This window comes from Mucilaginibacter sp. P1_A3 (assembly GCF_056406855.1).
Genome location: NZ_JBFTZJ010000010.1, coordinates 178,407 through 199,543 on the forward strand (window position 1 = coordinate 178,407; position 21,137 = coordinate 199,543).

The following is a 21,137-nucleotide window of genomic DNA, read 5'->3' on the forward strand; positions in this document are numbered from 1 at the left end:
TGGCGTTTGGTTTATGGTGATTATTAATTAGTCATGTAGTTATTGCCTCCTATACCAGGCACATAGTAAAATTTCATGCCTTTATAGTAAGGGAGTGGATGTTCGGGTTTTGCATAGCCAGCCGCGATGGGCATTTTTGAAAAAGTTTGAAAATATAAAACACAGGCATCCCGCCATGTGGTGGCCTCGGCAAGCTGCGTTTGCATCAATTGTTGCACCTCGGTAAACCGTTCTGCATCTACCTTTCCCTGCATTTTATTCCAGGTTAAAGTCATTTGTTTAACCGAATCGGCTCCCATATAATAATGGTGAACAATTTCATCCCATAATGACTTGCCCGAGCGCATTTTATACGTCCAGCTTAGGTGATGAAACCATAACAGATATTCGTCCGGGCAGGTTTGCAGGCTTTCCCAATTGGCCTTAACCTCCGGCGCATATTGCGATAAAGCATTGCTACCTGTACTTGTACGGTTAAAGCCAATCCCGGCCGAATCGGCCTTGTGGTAATAGGTGGCGTTCCAATCCGGGCGACCGGCATTGTCAACCCATGGCCCTGGGCCGTAGTGGGTAGATACACCCATAATATGGTGCAAGCCAAGCGGGGTCATGTAGTTAACGGTATTTTCCCTTGATTGCAGCATTAACCTTTTTACCGGCGATACAAAGCCTGCATCATTGGTAAAAGTCATTTTCAGCCAGTCGTCTGCAATAGCAGCCGGTGATTGATCCGGGTTCCAGGCCATACGGCCAAAAGCGTACCAGTTGGCCTGTGCAAAGGGATGCCCGCACCAGTTTAAATCACTGCCAATGTTAGCTACCCCCGCCATACCGGTTATCAGTTTCTTATTAAAATCCCCTTGTAACACACGGGATACGGTTGAGCCTTTACCCTGTTTGTAAGTATCAGCTTGCAGGCATTCGGCAAATAAAGGCGCTTCATAAACCAGGTGCGTTGAAAAGCCAAGGTACTCCTGGGTTAGCTGAAACTCCATCATTAGCGGGGTATTGGGCATCGCGCCAAATAAAGGATGGAACGGTTCCCTGGGCTGAAAATCGATCGGCCCGTTTTTAACCTGGATAATCACATTATCCTTAAACTTGCCATCAAAGGGTTTAAATTCATTATAGGCCTGCTTTGACCGGTCGTCGGGTACGTTATTATCGTATACAAAGGCCCGCCACATTACTATCCCATGATGTGGTGCTAAAACATCGGCCATCATATTGGCTCCATCTGCATGGGTGCGGCCATAAGTTTGCGGGCCAGGTTGCCCCTCAGAATTAGCTTTCACCAAAAAACCGCCAAAATCTGGGATGTAATGATAAATTTCATCAGCCTTATCGGCCCACCATTTTTTTACAGCGGCATCAAGCGGATCGGCTGTTTTTAGCCCTCCCAAATCAACCGGACTACTGAATTTTACCGACAGGTATATTTTAATACCATACACCCTGAAAACATTGGCCAGCGCCTGGATTTTTATTAGATATTGGGGTGAAAGGATCAGCGCATCGGCATTTACGTTGTTGATAACCGAGCCGTTGATACCAACCGAAGCGTTTGCACGCGCGTAATCAATATAGCGCTGATCAACAATGCCAGACAGTTTATGCCAGTTCCAGATGGATGAACCTGCATATCCCCGTTCAACGCTACGGTTCAGGTTATCCCAATGATCCAACACCCGGTACATGATGTGTGGATGATCTGAAATATCCAGCCTGTTGATGGGCTGATGAGTTTGAATCAACTTTAAAAAATTAAAAACACCGTACAAAACGCCCACATCGGTATTGGCAGTAATAATGGTGCATTTCTGTTGGTTAATAAGGATTGTTTTTATGAGATATCCCTCGCCGCCAATACTATCGGGAATAACTATAGATAAAGATTTTAAAGTTCGTGGGGTGCCAACAATAATTGTTTGGTCGTTTATTATGGTCTTAGTATCGCGGGGAACGAGGGAAAGCATCCCATCCAGCCCGGTCAACAGTTCTGTCTTTGCGGCCTTAAGCTGGTCTGACTCTGCCGGGAAGATAAAATATGCCAATTGTTGCTTATAAACAGCTGCCTGTTGCGGGGCGGTTATCCTGCTATATTCAAGCCATAGCTTATACCCATTATCCGCATGGGCTTGGTTTATAACCGCCAATAAAAGCAGTACCAGTAAACACCTATTTTTCAATGAATATTTGGTCATGATGTTATTAATTCAGCTTTATAAACTTTTAAAACAGCTTATAAAAAAGATAAAATGATATATTGATGTTCACGAATGAAACATGATAAAAACATGTTCCATCTGTATGGTTTATAAAGAATTACATTTACGCAATCGATTGCAAATATATAAACCTTTATTTATTTTCAGTAATTCAAAATCAATTATTTGCCCTCTGGCCCTCCGGTTTTTAAGCTGATGAATGAATTTATCAGCCGATGAATAACATGATCATTTTTTTGCCGCGAGCTCCTGGTTTTTCCGGATATATTCCGCTACCTCAACCATGGGGGCCACCCAGATAGCCTTGTCATTTTTTTTGAGGTAATGCAATAATTTGCTATGCTCATTAAGGCCTACATTGATATTATGCCCGCCTCCTACGCCATGGAATAAAAAAACCAGCAGAGTATGTGATTGTAAAGCCTTTTCAACCAGCCCGATCATATATTCGGCTGATTGACCGTTGATCATAAAACATTTAATATTATCGAGATCTGTTGCGCCTATGCTTTCAAATCCGGGATTTACACCTCGTGCGCCAACAAAATCATGTTTTAACCCGTCATAAAAATATTTGCCGCCTATCTGCAGATCCCCGCAGGGAAAGGCGAAGGTTCGGTTGGTTTTACCATCGATGGCTTGCAGCAGCACATTATTAGTCCTGATCTCTTTTACGGCACGTGCAACTGTGTATTTGCTCAGGTCATTTTCGGCAGTGACAAAACCGCGACCGGGTAAACCACCATCGCAGGGATGAAAAAGGGAGTGATTTCCAAGTTCATGACCGTGGGCAGCCGCTTTTCGCCATTCGGCTATCCTGTTGGTAACTACCGGGGATGAGCCAATAATGTAAAAAGTTCCCTTGAGGTTTAACGAATCCAGGACGGGCAAAACATTATCCAGGTCCACATCAATGGCATCATCATAAGTCAAAACCACAGCACATTGTTTCTTATTCCACATAGCTTCGTTTTGGGCCTGTGCCATTACGCTATTTGCTAAGAGTACTGCTACCAGTAAATATTTTATTAATCTCATGCTGTTAATATTTTTTAACTACTTAGCGGGTTGCGCCCCTTCTTTGCCATAATGCATCAGCTTATTAGCCCAGGCTATAAAATATTTAACGTTGGGTGCATCGGTATGGCCACCATCATGTTGTCGCCATGCCAGTTCGCCGTTCAGCAAGCCAGTGTTTACCGGGGGCATTTTTTCCGTTTTATAATCATTGGTGATGCCCAGGTCCCTCGCTCCCGCTAATTTAAAAACCGCACCGGCCGCCACGGTAGCCATATAACTACCTTGTTGATCAAGCCACTTTGCATCGCCCTGTTCAGGAATACCATAGCTTATAAAAGTAAGCCGGGGCGCGCACAATGCAATAAGTTCATGTGCATCAACAGGCAGATCCTTAGCCGTTTTAGCACCGAATGTAGCATTAGATGCTCCATATTTCATAAAATTGCCGGCCATCCAGTAATACTCGCCACCGGTAAGGCTCTCCACTGCCTCACCAAAATTTCGCCGGTGAAGCTTTGCACCACCCTCGCCCGATGAACCGATGAGCCCCATGGCAAAACGTTGTTCAAAGGCCAGCGTTACCAATGCTGCCTTACCGTACCTTGATACGCCCTCAATACCAACATGCTTTGCATCAACCGCGGGTTCTGTTTCCAGGTAATCCAGCGCCCTTGCCGCTCCCCAGGACCAGGCACGTAAAGCACCCCAATCCTCGGGTTTACGGGGCTGCCCCTTGTTAACCAGGCCAATTATTCCTTTGGTGAGGCCCTCCGCATTGTCGGCCTGTATAGATGAAGGATCAATTAGCACATATCCCCAGCCATTGGCTATCAATTGTGTGGCCGTTGGCGGATCGCCCTTCACCACCGGAAAGCCGCCCGGCCCAAAGGGAGATTGCTCAGGAATTGGCTTGTATGCCGGGTACTGTTCAAATATGGTTTTTAGTTCGGGATGTTCTTTAGTAAGCAGCTCTTTTAAGGCTTCATTTATTTTTTCCAGATCAGCCGGATTAGGTTGGGCAGGCGCAGGCAAAGTACTCCGGCCAAACATCATCAACACAGGTACAGGCCCTTTGGCGTTGGCAGGTAATACCAGCGTCATATCAATATTAACATTTAACAGCGGATATGCCATATTATCAACGTGCCCGATGAGCTGTTTGGCTATAACCGGGTAAAAACCTACACGTTCTTTATCGGTTACTTTAACCGTCCAAATTACTTTGGGCACATTTGCCGGGATACGACCATACACTTCGCGTTCCATATCTTCCACTATCTCTGGTCGCCGTTGTTTCCACCACATCGTGGCGTTGCTTACCTTTTTACCGTTTTTACCGATAAGCGCATCAGGTAAATCGGGATATGGGTTTGCAAGCGCCTCATCATAATTGGCATGATCCGGAGCGGTTGCATCACCATTGGGACCAGGGCGTAAGGTTTTAATGCCTAACTGTTTCATCATTTGCTGATGATCCTGTTCGGCGGTGAAATTAACCGGCGGCGCATTTTGAGCATGTACAGCCGCCGCAATAGAGAGCAGGATCAGAAAAATAGCAATCTTTATTTTTACTGTTTTCATATCGGTTTAAAATATTGATTATGGGTTATCGGTTCTAAACGGTGATGCAGGTAAACCTTCCTTATTATAGAGATTAGCCCCCTCCGGATTATCAGCCCATGCATATCTTACATAAAGCGGACTGATCACTCCATCACTCCACACAATTACTTTATCCCCCTCAATTTTAGCTTTGGCCCAAACAAACTTTTTATTGGCGCCTGCTATTGCAAACTGCTCCAGCTCGTCGCCATCATGTATCGTAAGCCCAGCACCCACATTTTTAAAGCTGATCTGGATATGGTTTCCCTGCACAAGGGCCGATTGATAAATTGGCCCGGATGCTACCGTGCCTGTTTCTTTATAAGCCAGGTTTTCCGCCGCTATGGCCAGCCGTTCGCCTACATCTTTTTTATTAAGCGGGTGAATATCATTCCATTCGCCGGCATCAATGGTAACAGCCATAGCGGTATTAGGCTGTGAAAGGGCCTTAAGCTGGCCTTCCCTTAGTATAGCCCAGTTACTTTCGGCAGGCAAATATTGCACTTCATTAAAATTGGGCAGCTGGGCATATATAAATGGTAAGTTACCCTGCTGCCACCGTTCCCGCCAATCGGTAATCAATGCTGTAAGCAATTGCCCGTATTCGGTGGCTTTGTCTGCATTGCTTTCGCCCTGGTACCACAGGATGCCTTTTATGGTGTAATTAATTGCCGGCGCAACCATGGTATTGTAAAGCCCTGTTGGTTCATTTTGTGCAGAAAAAATTGCCGCTATTTTTTTATCCGTTGGCAAAAACGCCTGACCTACGCGATATAACCAATCGCCACGGAGATCAACAAGCTGCCCGCCAATGTTTAGGTTGTATGATTTATCGGGAACGAAGCCACCCTTACCCGAAAAATTTGTTAACCTGATTACAATAATATTTTTGCCGGGTTTTAGCAAACCAACCGGCACGTTATACCTGCGGGGTGGATACTGGTAGGTAATATTCCCTACCAAATGGCCATTAACATAAGTTTGATCGGCGTCAATCATCCTGCCGAAAAGTAATTTGGCCGGTTGGCTCTCAACACCCGCAGGCAATGTGAACTCTTTTCGAAACCATACGACCCCATTTAAATTTTTAATCCCCTGATCGGCCCAATACCCGGGCAACCAGAAATGGTGCCACTTATCAGGAACATAAGCAGGATTATACCAGGTTACACTACCATTAAGGCCTTTATCATGTATTTCGGTATTTGCGGGGTCAACAGGCTCAGGCTTTACTTTCATCACGCTATCTATATAGCTGCCATCATGAAACCGTGCCGCGCGATGGCTGTATATAACATTGTTTTTCAACCCGTTTTCGCTTACCCATGCCTGTACAGGCGTACCGCCTACGCTTGAGTTAATAATACCAATAGGTACATTATATTTTAGGTAAAGCTTTTTAGCAAAAAACCACGATGCTGCGCCAAAACTAAGTACATTTTCGGGGTTGGCTTTTACCCATTTGCCGGGTAACACATCTTCATGTACTTTAGTAACATCTGATTCGGTTTTGACAAAGAAGTTCCTGATCTGTGGATAATTGGCCGATGCTATTTCAGCGGGATATTTCTCCTTTACCCGCTCCATGGGCAAAACCATATTTGATTGCCCCGAGCAAAACCATACATCCCCTATTAAAATATCATTCAGTACGATATGATTGCCCGCGTTAATTTCCATAACAAAGGGCCCTCCTGCCTTCATGGCATGTAGCACTATTTTCCACCGGCCGTTTTTATCGGCAATAGTGTGGTAGTTGCCGCGAAAACCTATAGTAATTTTTTCACCGGCATCGGCCCAGCCCCAGATATTGATCGGGGCATCGCGCTGAAGCACCATTCCGTTGCCAACTAATTGGGGCAACCGTACATCCGAATACGCGGAACAACACATCAAACAACAGCACATCATAAAGCACAGCCGTAACATTGACTTCATATTTGAAAGGTTTTATTCTAAAGGTTTATAGTTACTAAGTAACAAAATTTGAAACAATCATGCAATCGATTGCAATAAATTTTGTGTAACAATTTAGCCTAATTAAATCAATGGATTATACGACAGTGCCGGGGAGCCTGTTATCTCATCATAACATCCTTTTTATACCAAGTTCAAGTCCGCGTAATTCTGCTAATCCTTTAAGGCGGCCAATTACCGAGTAACCCGGATATGTATTATAATTAAAGTCGTCCAGTATCTTATGCCCATGATCGGGCCGCATTGGGATACTAATATCTGCCCTGCCGGCATCAGATCTTTTAAGCTGTTCCATAATAATGCTTTTCATTACGGCAAACATATCGGTACTCCCTGCCAGATGATCGGCTTCATAGAAACTACCGTCGGCCTCCCTGTTCACATTACGCAGGTGCAAAAAGTGGATATGCTGGCCCAGGCGGGTAATAATGCCGGGAATATCATTAGCGGCGTTTGCACCTAATGAACCGGTACACAGCGTGAGCCCGTTGGCCGGCGACTGGCACATATTAACAATATCGGTCAAATCCGCTTCGTTTTTAACAACCCTTGGCAATCCTAAAATAGGGAATGGCGGATCATCCTGGTGGATACACATTTTTATGCCCAGTTCTTCGGCATAAGGGATAATCGCTTTTAAAAAGTAACCTAAGTTTTCTTTTAATTTAGCCTCATCAACAGTACTATACTTTTCAAGATATACTTTAAATTCATCAACAGTAAACACTTCATCGGTGCCGGGCAAACCGGCCAAAACCGTATTTAAAAGCAGTTTTTTTTCATCTGCATTTAAACTATCCAGGTAAACTTTAGCTACCTGCTGCTGCTGGGGCGTAAATTCATTAAAAGCATTTTCACGCTGCAGGATGTACAGATCAAAAGCGGCTATTGCCGGTGCATGATATCTTAATGCCGAGACGTTATTCGGAAGCCGGTAATCAAGGTGCGTGCGGGTCCAGTCAAGCACAGGCATAAAATTATAGCACACTATATTTATACCTGCCTGCGAAAGATTTTTTAAGGTTTCCTTATAGTTTGAGATGTAGTGATCACGCCTGCCCGTTCCAATCTTTATATCTTCATGAATGTTGACACTTTCAACCACCGACCACTTAAAGCCCGAATTTTCTATAACCGCTTTTCGCTTCTCAATCTCGTTCAAACTCCAGGTATCTCCTGCCGGGATATGGTGCAGCGCGGTTACAATACCGGTTGCACCGGTTTGTTTAATGGCATGAAGAGTAACCGGGTCCGAAGGGCCAAACCACCTAAAGGTTTGTGCTAAATCAGGTATCATATAAAAGGTTTTTAATCTGTTAAACTGGTGAATTTGATATTATTACAGATGAACAACGCCATCCGAAAAACAAAAGTAAACAAATGCGCAATCGATTGCTCAAAAAACATTAAATATCCTGATTTTATTTTTATATTTATCACGCATTAGATTTTATAGTAAAACACTTTATGGCAAACGGGGAAAAAGAAATAACAATTTATGACATTGCCACCAAACTCAACATTTCGGCTGCTACAGTAAGCCGGGGGCTGAAAAACCACCCCAGGATAAGTAAAGAAACCCGCAAGCTGATAAACAAGACCGCCGAGGAAATGGGATACAGGTCAAACTCGTTTGCCAGTAATTTACGCAAAAAGCAAAGCAATATTATCGGGGTGATTGTACCAAGGTTAAACAGCAACTTTATGGCCGATGTAATTGCCGGTATTGAAAAGGTGGTTAATGAAAACAACTATAACCTCATCATCAGCCAATCGTTGGAAACCATGAAAAAAGAAGCCAGCAATCTGCAGGCTATGTTTCATAACCGGGTTGATGGCTTACTTGTTTCCGTTGCCTATGATACAAACAGCTTTGATCACTTTGAACCGTTTATAAAACGCAAAATTCCTTTGGTGTTCTTTGACCGCGTTCTGGACCATGAATCATGCCCGCAGATATACATTGACAATTATAAGGCGGGGCAGGAAGTAACAACGCATTTGATAAGCCAGGGTTGCAAAAAGATAGCACATATTACGGGTAACCAGCTGCGCAATGTTTACAGCGACCGCTTTTATGGATACAAAAGAGCGCTGGAAGCTCATCAACTGGAATTTGATAACGACCTGGTGATCATCGCCGACCTGAGTGCACAGTCGGGAATAGATGCAGCGCACCAGCTCATGAAAATGCCGCAACTTCCTGATGGGCTGTTTGTAGCAAATGATATTTGTGCGGTGGCCTGTATGCAAACTTTAAAAAAGCATGGCATAAAAATACCTCATGATATTGCTGTTGCCGGCTTCAATAATGACCCTACCTCTTGCGTGATTGAACCTAACCTTACTACCATCAATTATAAAGGCTATGAAATGGGCGAAACTGCCGCAAGGCTAATGGTGAATCACCTGCTTAATAAAGACGATATCCAGGAAACACACAGCCTGGTGCTCAGATCAGAACTAATTATCCGCGAATCATCCCTGCGAAACGGGTAATTAAGCGATACAGATTTATAATACTTTTTAAATGATTTCTAAAACAAAAGTTGCTATTGTTACCGGCGGGGCGTCAGGCCTGGGCCTGGCTACCACACGGAAATTTATCGAAAACAATATCCGCACCATCATCATTGGTCGCGATAAAACCAAGCTGCAACAGGCAGCTGATTCATTTGGCGAGCTTTGCCATTACAAAGCCTTTGATTTAAGTGATATCACAAAGATCCCTGCTTTAATAAATGAAATTGTTGCCGAATTTGGCACGCCTGATATTCTTGTTAACAACGCAGGTATCAATCAAAAAAAGCATTTTACCGATGTTACCGACGATGATTTTCAGCAAATTATACAAACTAACCTTGTAGCGGTATTTGTAATCAGCCGTGAAGTTGTTAAACATATGATTACTGCAGGTGGAGGAAATATTGTGAACATAAGTTCTATGGCTTCGCAATATGGCATTCCATACGTAATATCATATACCGCAACAAAATCGGCTATTGAGGGGATGACCAGGGCAATGGCAACAGAGCTTTCGCCCCGGGGCATTCGGGTTAATTGCGTGGCGCCCGGCTTTATAGCCACAGATATGTCGGCCAAAGCATTGGATAGTGATGCGGAACGCAAACAAAAAGTGATGTCAAGAACCCCCATGGGTAAGTTAGGTGAACCCGAAGATATAGCAGATGCCATATTATACCTATCATCCGATGCAGCAAAATATGTAACGGGAGTTGTACTGCCGGTTGATGGCGGAAACTCTGTAGGTTTTTAACAAAATAAAAAAGGGGTGATAAACTTAATTATCCCCCCTTTTTACGTTCTCTTGCAATTACTCCCCCCTATTCCGGCGGACCTAAATAACTTGGTTTAAGGCCACCTGCATCTACTACTATTTTTTGTAAAACAACACCCGGATCAATCATCCAGTATTTTATAATGTGTGGGCCCCGCTGAGTTATGTAATGCCTGGTAATCAATTTCCTGATATTATCACTCACAGCCGCGGCCCAATCTTTACTATCCGCGGCAGTACTGATCTTCACCTCCTGTGGCACTTCATCATCTATCGAAATAGCATAAAACAAACCTTGTCCGTTTTTAAAGTCGAGCGTTGGCGATACAAAAGTTTGCAGCGATACCAGGCCGGTATCTGGCAAATTAATCCGGTATTCAAGATGTGGGCAATTACTTTCGGGCTTTTGTTTGCTGGCTGTTACCGGCATCGTTGTAACACCAGATAAAGTTTTGCCATATCCCGGTATAACTATCCACGAAACAGCCTTACTATTAACCGCTTTGGCATAATGTTGCGCTTCGATAGCTATATACCCGTTATTTTCATGAAATGCGCCATCATTTATTTGCTGTTGATTGTTAATGGTAAGCTGAACAGTTACTGTTTGCCCCATTGCGGATATAGTTAAAGGTACACGAACTGTTTTACGCGGAGCCTTAGCCCAATTAATGCTTACCCAAATCCGCTCCTGCTGTTCAACTTTACCGCTGCCCGGTTTAACAATTACATAGGATAAAGGCGACTGAACCGTATAACTAAAAGCTGTTTTGCCTTTATTAAAAATTTCAATGTAATGGCTATTTTTTTCCCATGGATAAAAGCCCGGCAAAGCATCGGCCGCAATTCCATTAGTGATGGGCTGGCTGGCGCCTTCCACATACACCCCCATTTGAGCGGCTTCCGGTAGCGTAATTTCCTTTACCGCGGGCATTACATCCACCGGAGGCTGCTGCCAATAAGTATAACCAATATGCGTTTGATCCATCATATGGTTCCATTTGCCATTGGCAAGTTTGGTGTTATAGTACTTAGATATCTCTTTGTCTTTTTCAAAAAGCTGCTTCACTTTTGCTGCTGTAGTATTGGTAGCGGCCCGCTGTTGTGTGGCGTACCAATTATTTTTAGCAGCCTCAAAATACATTTCGTTTAAGTTGGCACAGGCTTGAACCGGATGCAAAACAAGCTGATAATAAGCATCTTTATATGGAGGCGAAAGTTTAGCATACAATCTTTCGGCATCGGCTTTTAAGCGGTTGTAATTGGCAGCAACGGTTTCAAACTCACTGTAGTTTGTTAAACTGTACGTACGCGGCTCAATCAGTTCGGGCTTACGCCTGCCGTTATATTGGGTATAGGCAGATAATATGCGTCCGATTTCTTTGGCGTAAAGGGGGCCAAATTGCTGCCGGGCCCATAAATCAGTATATTCCTGCAACCTGCCGGCGGGCCATTTATTGGGGTTCCATGCGTAATCCAGGAAAAAGCTGATCGGAAACTCCATTGGTTTCAAATCGCCCACATTTACTATCCAAACCTGCCGGGCATTGTAGGCATAGGCCAGGTGCATTTGCTCCCATGTTTTTGAAATAGGATTTGTATTGAGCCACTTATAGTTTCGCGGTCCGCCCACATAATCAAAGTGATAATAAATGCCGTAACCTCCTTTTCTTGGTTTTTCGGTAAGGCTGGGCAACTTGCGGATATTGCCCCAGTTGTCATCACATAACAACAGCGTAACATCATCCGGCACACGCATGCCTTTATCATAATAATCCTGCACCTCTTTATATAAGGCCCACATTTGCGGTGTTTGGGCAGCATCTTTACCGGTAACCTGGCTAATAATGCTACGCTGATCTTTTACAATATTTTCCAGCAAAGCTATATTGCTTCCCTCCGTCATCGGTTTATCGCCGTCGCCGCGCATGCCAACAGTTACGATGGTTTCTTTGGCACCCATGTTTTCGATGCCTTTTTTCCAGAAATTTTGTAACACCACCTTATTGCTATCATAATTCCATTGGCCGCTTCCGTAGCGCTTCCATTCCTGCTGTGCCCTATCCATAGGTTCATGATGCGATGTACCCATTACTATGCCATATTCATCAGCCAGTACAGGGTTTAACTTGTCATCATCGTTAAAGGCATTGCCCCACATGGCGGGCCACAGGTAATTACCTTTTAAGCGCAGGATAAGCTCAAAAACCTTTTCATACAGCTGATGGTTCACGCCGCCAAATTTCTCTTTCGTCCAGCCGGAAAACGCCGGCGCTTCATCATTGATAAAAATACCCCTGTATTTTACCGCTGGTTCACCATTGGTGTGCATGCCGGGGATTACATAAAGGCTCTTTTGCTGCTTCACGGGCACATCGGCCCACCAGTACCAGGGCGATACCCCTATCTGAGCTGATACATCATAGATCCCGTATATCGTTCCGCGTTTATCACTGCCTGCAATGATGAGTGCACTCTCAACTCCCGGAAAAGGTTTTGAAACAACCTGTACAAGAGAGGTTTCCCATTTGCCAGTAACCTGCGAAACATCCAGCTTGTTTTGTTTAACCAGCTGATCTATCAGCTCATTTTTCCCGAGCGTGCCAATAATAACCATATGCTTATCCAGGTTAACTTTACCTGTTAATATACGCGGGGTGGCAGCGGTAACCGATCTGAGATCATTACCCAGGCTTCCCACCGCTCTTTTTACACCGGGATAATCCCCATCGCTTATGTACAATGGCACTACTTTACCGTTTACCACCAGGGGGAAATAACCGGCGCCGCTTTTGTTGGTTATATACAGCGTATCACCCGGCGTTTGCGCAAAGCCACTTAAAGTACTGATAAGCAATAGCAATGAAATCAAAGTTCTTTTCATGTGGAATAGGTATTGAATTAAAATTTAACAACCTCCCAGTAGGCCTTTTTAGGTTGCAGCTTTTGATCAAATAACAAAGGATAATTTTTGCGGCCTTTTACCGGGTAAGTATCCAGCCACGTAAACCTGTCAGAAATATTCCAGAATGTAACTCCCGTTATCACGTTTTTAAATTTCCTAAAAACCTTAAACGCCATGGCATACTGATCGGCCTGTTTCTTTTCCAGGTCGGAGGTAAACGCAGTCGACTCCCCATCCCGTAACGCACGGGGCTCTTTCTCCCATGGATAAACCGATACATCAAGCTCGGTTATCTGCACTTTCAGTCCAAGGGAACTAAATTTTTGAATTGATGCAACCAGATCCTGTTGACCCGGCTCATCAATTGACCAGTGGCCCTGTAACCCAACCGCGTTCACCGGAACTTTTGCATCAAGCAATTTCTTCAAAAGTTTATAAACGCGCTCCCGCTTTTCCGGCCTTTCGGTATTATAATCATTGTAGAACAGAACGGCCTGCGGATCAGCGGCATGCGCATATTCAAAAGCTTTGGTAATAAACTCATCGCCACATATCTTATACCATAATGAGTTGCGCAAAAATTGGGCACTGTCATCAGCAACTGCTTCGTTCACTACATCCCATGCATAAACTTTACCCTTATAACGGCCAACGACATGATCTATATGATCCTTTAACCTTTTCAATAAAACATCTTTAGTTACCAGTTTACCATCCTTATCATAAAACAACCATTTTGGTGTATGCTCATGCCAGCATAAATTATGCCCGCGCACCTTTAAGCCATGCGCCTGCGCAAAAGCCACAATAGTATCTGCATCTTTCCAGTAATACCGGTTCTCTTCGGGATGGATAGCGCCCATTTTCATAGCGTTTTCGGGCGTAATGCTATTATAGTGCTTTAAAATTAAGGCCACCTCAGCAGTATCCCATAAAGATTGCGGCATTACGGCCACCCCAATGGGAAAAAAGGAAGCATATACATCCTTTAAGCCCTTAACAACGGGCAAATGCTGCTGGGCATACGCAATGCCATTTGTTTGCAAAATAAAAATCGCAAGCGCTAAAAACTTCATCCATTTAAATTCTGTGTTCATAAAATTAAATTTTTATTGTTTTAAATTTTGGTACCAGAAAATGCATAAGCACCCAGGCAGCCAGGTAGGAAGATGCGCAAACAGCAAACATGATATAATAAGCAACCTCAATATGCCCTATAGCCCTGTAATGCACAAACAAGTTTTTTTGCACAAACAGGGAGAGCAATACGCTGCCTACCGACCCGAACATCCCACCAATACCGGTAACAGAAGCTACTGCCTTTTTAGGGAACATATCTGATACGGTTGTGAAAATATTGGCGCTCCAGGCCTGGTGGGCCGCGGCTGCCAAACCGATGACCATTACTGCGTACCACATATTAACGCCACCCAGCAATTGCGCAAAAACCACCGGGATTACCGCGAATGCATAAACCAGCATAGATAGCTTACGCGCTTTAAAAACAGACCATCCTTTTTCAATCAGGTATTTGGGAAAATAGCCACCAAAAACACTCCCGATTGTCGACATGGTATACACAGAGGCCACAGGTAAAGCGATAGCCATGCCCTTTAACCCGTATGAGCTTTCCAAAAAATCGGGTAGCCAGAACAGGTAAAACCACCAGATGGGATCTGTGAGGAATTTTCCGGCTGCAAAGGCCCAGGTTTGCCTGTGAACAAGTAATTGTAACCAGTTTAATTTTTCAGTATCCTTTTCAGGACTAAGGTCTTCGCCATCGCTGTTGATGTAATCCAGTTCTGAAACGGATAATCGTTTTTGTGCGGATGGCACATCGTAAAATAAGAGCCACAAAACCAGCCAGATAAAGCCGGTAGAGCCGGTGATAACAAAGGCCCATTTCCAGCCCCAGGCGGCGGCGATAAAAGGAACGGTTAAAGGCGCCAGAATAGCACCAATATTGGCCCCTGAGTTAAATATACCTGTGGCAACCGCGCGTTCTTTTTTAGGGAACCACTCTGCTACTGTTTTGATGGCCGCCGGAAAATTACCGGATTCGCTCAGGCCAAGCGCGGCACGTACTACGCCAAAGCCCATAGTAGTATTAACGAGGGCATGGCACACTGCTGACAGGCTCCATAAAAAAGTAGACAAAAAGTATCCTTTTTTAGTCCCGATTTTATCAATCAATCTCCCGGCGCCTAATAAACCTATGGAGTAAGCTATTTTAAAGGCTATCTCTATATTGGCATAATCGCCATCATTCCAATTAAACTCCCTGGAAAGATCTGATTTGAGCAAGCTGATTACAGCCCGATCAAGGTAATTAGTGGTAGTTGCAAAAAAAAGCAACGCACAAATGAACCATCTGTATTGGCCTCCGGGGGAATTTTTCATCTGTTAGATTAAGACGTGGGGGTATTGATAACAAAACGGGGCAGGCGTAAAGCCCTGCCCCGTTGTATTTTTTCGTTTTATTAAAAACCCGGATTTTGAACAATTGGTGGCCCTTGCGTCACCAGGTTGATCTCCGTTTGCGGGATCGGGCGTAAGGACATAAAATCCTGGATGTTTGGCCCTGCCTCTGCATTATACGCTTTAACCCGGCGTACTAAAGACTGTGTACGGGTTAAGTCCCACCATCTTAATGATTCGCCGTATAATTCCCTTGTACGTTCGTCAAGGATAAAATCAAGCGTCACCTGGTCTGGTGTAACCTGCATTTTTGCGATAGCATCCGTAGGCATACCATTAGTACGGTAAGCAGCGCGTGAACGTAAAACATTGATCATATTAGCGGCCGTAGTAAGATCGTTCATTTTAAGAGCAGCTTCTGCCGCAATCAGGTATATTTCTGAAAAGCGGAACAACACTACCGGGCGCGAAGACGGATCATTAACGCTTGGCCTGCTTGGGTCGTCGAACTTTTTAAGCGCAGGGAAGAAAGCACTTGTACTTGCATTAGCTCCGGAAACACCCGCGGCTACACTTGGCGGTAAAAATATTACCCCTTTAAACGATGCCCTTTTTGCAGCTCCCGGATCATAAGGAGGCATCCAGATAGCGGTATCGGTACCCACAGTAAGTGCTCCCCTTGGTGTTGTGATGTTTGCAGTATTGGCTATCCAGGTGGTTTGGAAAGTATTCCAATACCTGTAATCATTTGATTTATCTGCGAAAGCTACATTATTCACATAATCATAGTTGGGACGAACCCGGAAGAATGGTCTGCCGTTAGTCAGGTCGCGCGTCATAACGCCTGATCCGCCGCTTGCCGGATAATTTGCGTTGACGGTGGGATAATTCGGTCTGAAAAAATATGCCCAGCCATTGATTTTACCACCGGATGCCCCAGGTGTGAAATCGCCGTATTTGGTATCGGTACTATGTTCTATTGCAAAAAGATCCTCTTTATTGGTCAGGTCATTCGCTAATGCATAAGCATCTGCATAGTTTTGATACAGATCAACGCCATAAGTCCCTTTATTGGTAATAAGTGTTTGTGCTGTTGTTAAAGCACTCTGAAAATCACCTGGCTGTGCGGCTGTTGACCATCCCCTGGTTAAATAGGCTTTGGATAACAGGTATAACGCGCTTGCTTTGGTAGCTGCGTGCCCTGCGAAAGGCGACCCGTTTTGTCCCGGCTTATCCTGGAGTTCTGTTGATGCCTCAGTCAAATCTTTGATGATCTGGCTGTAAATATTAGCAATCGGCGCACGTGAATCAGATAATGTTGCCGTATTAATAAACGTAGTGTGCAGCGGTACCGCGCCAAAAGTTTGTACCAGGTGGAAATAATAAAAGGCCCGTAAAAATTTTGCCTGGGCTAAATATGCTGTACGGGTTGGTACATCTGCAAACGCGGCAGGACCAAACTGCAGTACGCCGTTTAGTGTGTTGATATCCTGGTAAGCGATATTGAATACACCACCTAAGGCATTATAAACGTCAGAAACGTTGTTGGTATAATTTTTATACGTAGCAAAGGCAACACCACCGGCCGATGCACCGCCGCCAGCCAGCGTTTCATCTACCCCAAAATTAGTGTAGTATAAAAAGCCTTCTGTTCCCCAAAGGTTACGTAAATCTGAATATACCCCGGTAATACCCCCCACTACACCGCCAGTCGAAGCCAGCACATTTGGGGTAATATTTGATTTGGGAGTTTGGTCAAGTATTTTTTTACAGCCGGTTACGCTTACTAAACTACATGCCGCAAGCAAAATGGCTAATGTTTTATATGATTTCATATCTATCAATCTTATTTTTATAACTAAAATTTTGCGTTTACACCCAACTGGAAGGTACGTGCCACCGGATTACTTAAACCAACAGTAACTGCGCGCCCTAAAGCATCAGATGAAAAGCTGGATGCACCGGCTAACTGGTTACCATATCCGTTACCTTCGGGATCTATCGCCAGGCCGCTTTTAACTAATGGCGAATAGATGATGAAAGGATTATTGCAGGTAACATACACATGCAGAGACCTGAAACCAGCTTTTTTGATGGTTTCGCCAGGGAATGTATAGCCCATGTTAATACTGCGCATTTTGATAAACGAGCCATCGCGATATTGCAGCGTGGATGCGTAAGTAGGGCCACTTAAATTGGCATCAGGACGTGGAAAATCATTTGTTGGATTAGTAGGTGTCCAGTAATTAACGTTTACCTGATTTACCCTTCCCTGGTTAAAGAACGGAAATCCCTGTGCGCCTGCATCAGAACCAAGGTAAGTAACGGCTACTTTTTGCCCCATGCGTGCAAAGGCCACAAATGAAAGATCAAAGCCTTTGAAGCTAAAGCGGTTGGTGAAACCCGCTGTGTAATTAGGCTGATAGTTTCCGAGGATCCGCAAATCGCTGGCATTAATTTTACCATCATTGTTTACATCCTGAATTTTAATTTGCCCCGGTCTTTGGCCGTAAACAGCAGCCTGCGTGGCTTCGCTGGTTTGCCAGATACCAATCTTTTTATAATCATAGATCACGTTAAACGGCTGACCAACAAACCATCCGTTGGTAACATCCGCAGGTAGGTTATCATGTAATGAAACAATAACACTCCGCGAGAAAGCGATATTAAAATCTGTGCTCCAGCTAAAGCCCCCGGCATTACGGATATTAATACTGCTCAGTGATATTTCTAATCCTTTTCCTTTTGAATTTCCGGCATTTACGGTGGTTGAGCCGGCACCGTTACTTGGTGGTAAAGATTCTACCTGTAAAATATCAAAGGTTTTTTGTTTGTAAACATCAACTGTACCGGTTAAGCGATCATTAAACAGACCGAAATCGACACCAAGGTTGTAGTTATTGGTATGCTCAAACTTTAAAGAACTGGCCAGGTTAGTCACCAGGTATCCGTTTTGGCCACTTGCGCCAAAGTTATAGGCATTACTGCTCAGATTACCCAGTATCTGGTATGGGTTCACATTCTGATCGGCCGTTACACCGTAACCTGCTCTTAATTTCAGTGAGTTTACAAAGCTTACATTCTTCATAAAATCCTCTTTGTCTATGTTCCAACCCAATGCAAACGCGGGATAAGTATAGTACCTGTGCTTAGGATCAAGTACAGAAGATCCATCTGTTCTTACCGTAGCTGTAAGCAGGTATCTATCATTAAACGCGTAGTTTACACGTGCCATGTAGGAAATGAGGCCCCTATCGGCAAAATATGGTTGGTTTGTGGATGAGAAGTTAACCTGGTTAGCCAGGAAAAGGTTGTAGCTCTGCAGATAATCTGCCGGCGATCCAACGCCATAAACCTGTAAACCCTGGCTATGATCTTTTTCGGTACTGTATAAACCGGTAAAAGTAAGGTGATGTTTCTCCCCGAATCGCTTATCATAGGTCAGGATATTTTCCAGCAACCAGGTATAGTTTTCAGAGTTACTTACACTTTCGCTGGTTTGCGACGGAGATGTGGCTGTATTATAGGCTGTATTCACCGGGGTATAATTATTCCCCTGGTTTTGGCCGTAAGTTAAGGCGGCGTTGAACCTGTATTTCAGGCCATCAATAATGTTTATCTCGCCGTATAATGTGTTGAATGAATAGAGTTTTCTGTTTGTATTCTGGATATATTGATTTCTGATGGTTAACGGGTTCACCCTGTTTGGCTGATCCACAGAACCGGTCATCGGCAATAAATTAACAGATCCATCAGCATTGTATGGTGAGGTAAGCGGACTTATAGCTACCGCATTGTATAATGGGAACAGGTTAGCTCCGTTGATATGCGTTAAGGTTTGGAACGTGGTTAACCCTACTTTTATCCTGCTGCTGATATTATGATCAATTGATGCACGCAAAGAACCGCGGTCGAAATTTTGCCCGTATTGGATGCCATTCTCTTTATGGTAACCGGAACTGATAGAAAACTGTGTGGTTTCATTACCTCCTGAAACATTAAGCTGATGATCAGTAGAAAAACCATTCCTGAACAGGAGTTTCTGCCAGTCGGTACTGGTGCCTTTGTCAATACCTGCCAACTCAGCTGTAGTAAAAGGGTAAGCGGTGGAATTTGGGGAAGATGCACTTGAATTTCCGGCAATCGATTCACGTTTAAAGGCGGCAAATTGCGGGCCGTTCATAATAGGATATTCATCAGTAATCTTGCTTATGCCATAGTAGCCATCATAGCTTACTACAGCCTTACCAGCCTTGCCTCTTTTGGTGGTGATGATGATTACGCCTCCTGATGCCCTTGAACCATAAATAGCAGCTGCAGAAGCATCCTTCAATACATCTACACTGGCAATATCATCCTGGTTAATATCATTCAGGCTTCCACCTATAAAAGGGACCCCGTCAATCACAAACAGTGGTCCGTTCTGGTTATTGGCATTGCTGTTTGAGGTTGCAAATGAGCGTTCGCCACGTAAACGAATCTGCCCTACTGCTCCCGGAGTAGTACCTGTACTGGTGATATCCAAACCGGCTATCCGGCCCTTCAATTGGTCGCTCACATTGGTTGAAGGCACTTCCTGCAGTGTTGTGCCGCTTATGGAGGCTACGGAACCTGTTACGTCTTTTTTCCGCTGCGTACCGTATCCAACTACAACAACATCATTTAAGCTGTGCGCGCTGGTTGATAGTTTGATAGTTAAATCGGCACTTGTGCTATTGATGGGCACCTCCTGATCAATATAACCTATATAGGTTACTATAATTGCCGTTTCGCCGCTGGTGATGTTCAAGGAAAATTTTCCGTTAACATCAGTTGATGTTGTAAGGCGGCCCGATTTTAATTTTACTGTTGCCCCTATAAGTGATTGTCCTTTATCGTCGGTTACTGTACCGGTCAACTTTCTGCCTTGTGCAAAAAGCGACATAGAAAATGAGCTCAGACAGATGAGCAGCATAAACATTTTCCAATTCATTAGTAGTCGTTGTTTTCTCATTATCGATTTAATTGGTTTTGATTTGTTTTTAGATCTAATTATTGAATCCAAACTATCCCGGCATTTTCATAACCACTTGTTATACATACTATCTGTATGGTATGAACTGCATTTGAAATAGTTTTTCAGATTTCTGACCTGAGAACGAGCGTCATTTTAAAATAACAATCGCTAATTGGTTTAAAACCAAAATTATAATAAAATACAATCGATTGCACAACTTGATTAACTTTTGTTATTTATCTAACAAAAGTTTCATTTTATTAACAATTAGGTTATAAAATTCAAATACTGTAATATTAAATTCAACAAAACTGACATTTTTGCATCCTTAAAAATTCAACACTAAAGCGAAAAATCATTCTAAAAATTGGAAAATTATCGTAATAAATGGTATTTCGATTGCACAGTATCATTTTGACACTTCCGGGCAATTACTACCCTCTCCTTTTTTGTCAGGAATAATGCAGATCGACGATCTAATTAGGTTAGCAGGAGCAACTATTGGGTACGTTAAAATCTGAATTGACGTGATCCTTAATTTTATGAAGAGATTGACCGGAGCAGACCAAATTTTATAAAGTATTGAATTTCAATCAGTAAGACCACATTGGCATATTACTCATGAACGGGCCTGCTGGCTCCTTATTTGTGTGTTGTTTTTGCCGGGACTTTCTGTATTGAATACCTCAAGAG

At 43.8% G+C, this 21,137-nt stretch carries 12 protein-coding genes; 2 read left to right on the forward strand and 10 right to left on the reverse strand.

The features are described from left to right. Window positions 1–23: 23 nt before the first annotated feature. The 5 genes from AC1D0K_RS22050 to uxuA form a co-directional block, all read right to left on the reverse strand. Complete coding sequence (locus AC1D0K_RS22050; protein ID WP_477398940.1) at window positions 24–2,204, reverse strand: alpha-glucuronidase family glycosyl hydrolase; 2,181 nt, start codon at window positions 2,202–2,204, stop codon at window positions 24–26. Between the two features lie 252 nt (window positions 2,205–2,456). Beyond that, window positions 2,457–3,266 (reverse strand): polysaccharide deacetylase family protein, encoded by an 810-nt coding sequence (locus tag AC1D0K_RS22055; RefSeq protein ID WP_477396178.1) that lies wholly within the window; start codon window positions 3,264–3,266, stop codon window positions 2,457–2,459. An 18-nt stretch (window positions 3,267–3,284) separates the two neighbouring features. After that, window positions 3,285–4,829 (reverse strand): glucuronyl esterase domain-containing protein, encoded by a 1,545-nt coding sequence (locus AC1D0K_RS22060; RefSeq protein WP_477396176.1) that lies wholly within the window; start codon window positions 4,827–4,829, stop codon window positions 3,285–3,287. A gap of 18 nt (window positions 4,830–4,847) precedes the next feature. Beyond that, window positions 4,848–6,788, reverse strand: coding sequence for a sialate O-acetylesterase (locus AC1D0K_RS22065; protein ID WP_477463101.1), 1,941 nt, complete (start codon window positions 6,786–6,788; stop codon window positions 4,848–4,850). Between the two features lie 148 nt (window positions 6,789–6,936). Further along, window positions 6,937–8,124 (reverse strand): mannonate dehydratase, encoded by a 1,188-nt coding sequence (uxuA, locus tag AC1D0K_RS22070; RefSeq protein WP_477396172.1) that lies wholly within the window; start codon window positions 8,122–8,124, stop codon window positions 6,937–6,939. A 170-nt stretch (window positions 8,125–8,294) separates the two neighbouring features. Between uxuA and AC1D0K_RS22075 the strand changes: the two genes are divergently transcribed. Beyond that, window positions 8,295–9,326 carry a LacI family DNA-binding transcriptional regulator gene (locus tag AC1D0K_RS22075; protein WP_477396170.1) on the forward strand — a complete coding sequence of 344 codons (1,032 nt, stop codon included), beginning with the start codon at window positions 8,295–8,297 and terminating at the stop codon, window positions 9,324–9,326. Window positions 9,327–9,357: 31 nt separating this feature from the next. Then, window positions 9,358–10,104 carry an SDR family NAD(P)-dependent oxidoreductase gene (locus AC1D0K_RS22080; protein WP_477396168.1) on the forward strand — a complete coding sequence of 249 codons (747 nt, stop codon included), beginning with the start codon at window positions 9,358–9,360 and terminating at the stop codon, window positions 10,102–10,104. 67 nt (window positions 10,105–10,171) lie between these two features. Here the strand turns inward: AC1D0K_RS22080 and AC1D0K_RS22085 are convergent, their stop codons facing one another. The 5 genes from AC1D0K_RS22085 to AC1D0K_RS22105 all read right to left on the reverse strand — a co-directional run bounded on the left by AC1D0K_RS22085 (window position 10,172) and on the right by AC1D0K_RS22105 (window position 20,441). Continuing rightward, window positions 10,172–13,009 carry a glycosyl hydrolase 115 family protein gene (locus tag AC1D0K_RS22085; RefSeq protein ID WP_477442408.1) on the reverse strand — a complete coding sequence of 946 codons (2,838 nt, stop codon included), beginning with the start codon at window positions 13,007–13,009 and terminating at the stop codon, window positions 10,172–10,174. A 17-nt stretch (window positions 13,010–13,026) separates the two neighbouring features. After that, window positions 13,027–14,127 (reverse strand): endo-1,4-beta-xylanase, encoded by a 1,101-nt coding sequence (locus AC1D0K_RS22090; RefSeq protein ID WP_477396164.1) that lies wholly within the window; start codon window positions 14,125–14,127, stop codon window positions 13,027–13,029. Between the two features lie 4 nt (window positions 14,128–14,131). Beyond that, entirely contained in the window at window positions 14,132–15,430 is a 1,299-nt protein-coding gene (locus AC1D0K_RS22095; protein ID WP_477396162.1) for an MFS transporter, read from the reverse strand. An 80-nt stretch (window positions 15,431–15,510) separates the two neighbouring features. Beyond that, window positions 15,511–17,283: a RagB/SusD family nutrient uptake outer membrane protein gene (locus AC1D0K_RS22100; RefSeq protein ID WP_477396160.1), complete on the reverse strand. Its 1,773-nt coding sequence runs from the start codon at window positions 17,281–17,283 to the stop codon at window positions 15,511–15,513. A 23-nt stretch (window positions 17,284–17,306) separates the two neighbouring features. Next, window positions 17,307–20,441, reverse strand: a complete 3,135-nt coding sequence (locus AC1D0K_RS22105; protein ID WP_477442404.1) for a SusC/RagA family TonB-linked outer membrane protein — start codon at window positions 20,439–20,441, stop codon at window positions 17,307–17,309. Window positions 20,442–21,137 lie beyond the last annotated feature (696 nt).

Coding starts and splice junctions, on each gene's coding strand:
- AC1D0K_RS22050 (WP_477398940.1), bottom strand. CDS start 2,204: ATGACCAAATATTCATTGAAAAATAGGTGTTTACTGGTACTGCTTTTA.
- AC1D0K_RS22055 (WP_477396178.1), bottom strand. CDS start 3,266: ATGAGATTAATAAAATATTTACTGGTAGCAGTACTCTTAGCAAATAGC.
- AC1D0K_RS22060 (WP_477396176.1), bottom strand. CDS start 4,829: ATGAAAACAGTAAAAATAAAGATTGCTATTTTTCTGATCCTGCTCTCT.
- AC1D0K_RS22065 (WP_477463101.1), bottom strand. CDS start 6,788: ATGAAGTCAATGTTACGGCTGTGCTTTATGATGTGCTGTTGTTTGATG.
- uxuA (WP_477396172.1), bottom strand. CDS start 8,124: ATGATACCTGATTTAGCACAAACCTTTAGGTGGTTTGGCCCTTCGGAC.
- AC1D0K_RS22075 (WP_477396170.1), top strand. CDS start 8,295: ATGGCAAACGGGGAAAAAGAAATAACAATTTATGACATTGCCACCAAA.
- AC1D0K_RS22080 (WP_477396168.1), top strand. CDS start 9,358: ATGATTTCTAAAACAAAAGTTGCTATTGTTACCGGCGGGGCGTCAGGC.
- AC1D0K_RS22085 (WP_477442408.1), bottom strand. CDS start 13,009: ATGAAAAGAACTTTGATTTCATTGCTATTGCTTATCAGTACTTTAAGT.
- AC1D0K_RS22090 (WP_477396164.1), bottom strand. CDS start 14,127: ATGAACACAGAATTTAAATGGATGAAGTTTTTAGCGCTTGCGATTTTT.
- AC1D0K_RS22095 (WP_477396162.1), bottom strand. CDS start 15,430: ATGAAAAATTCCCCCGGAGGCCAATACAGATGGTTCATTTGTGCGTTG.
- AC1D0K_RS22100 (WP_477396160.1), bottom strand. CDS start 17,283: ATGAAATCATATAAAACATTAGCCATTTTGCTTGCGGCATGTAGTTTA.
- AC1D0K_RS22105 (WP_477442404.1), bottom strand. CDS start 20,441: ATGAGAAAACAACGACTACTAATGAATTGGAAAATGTTTATGCTGCTC.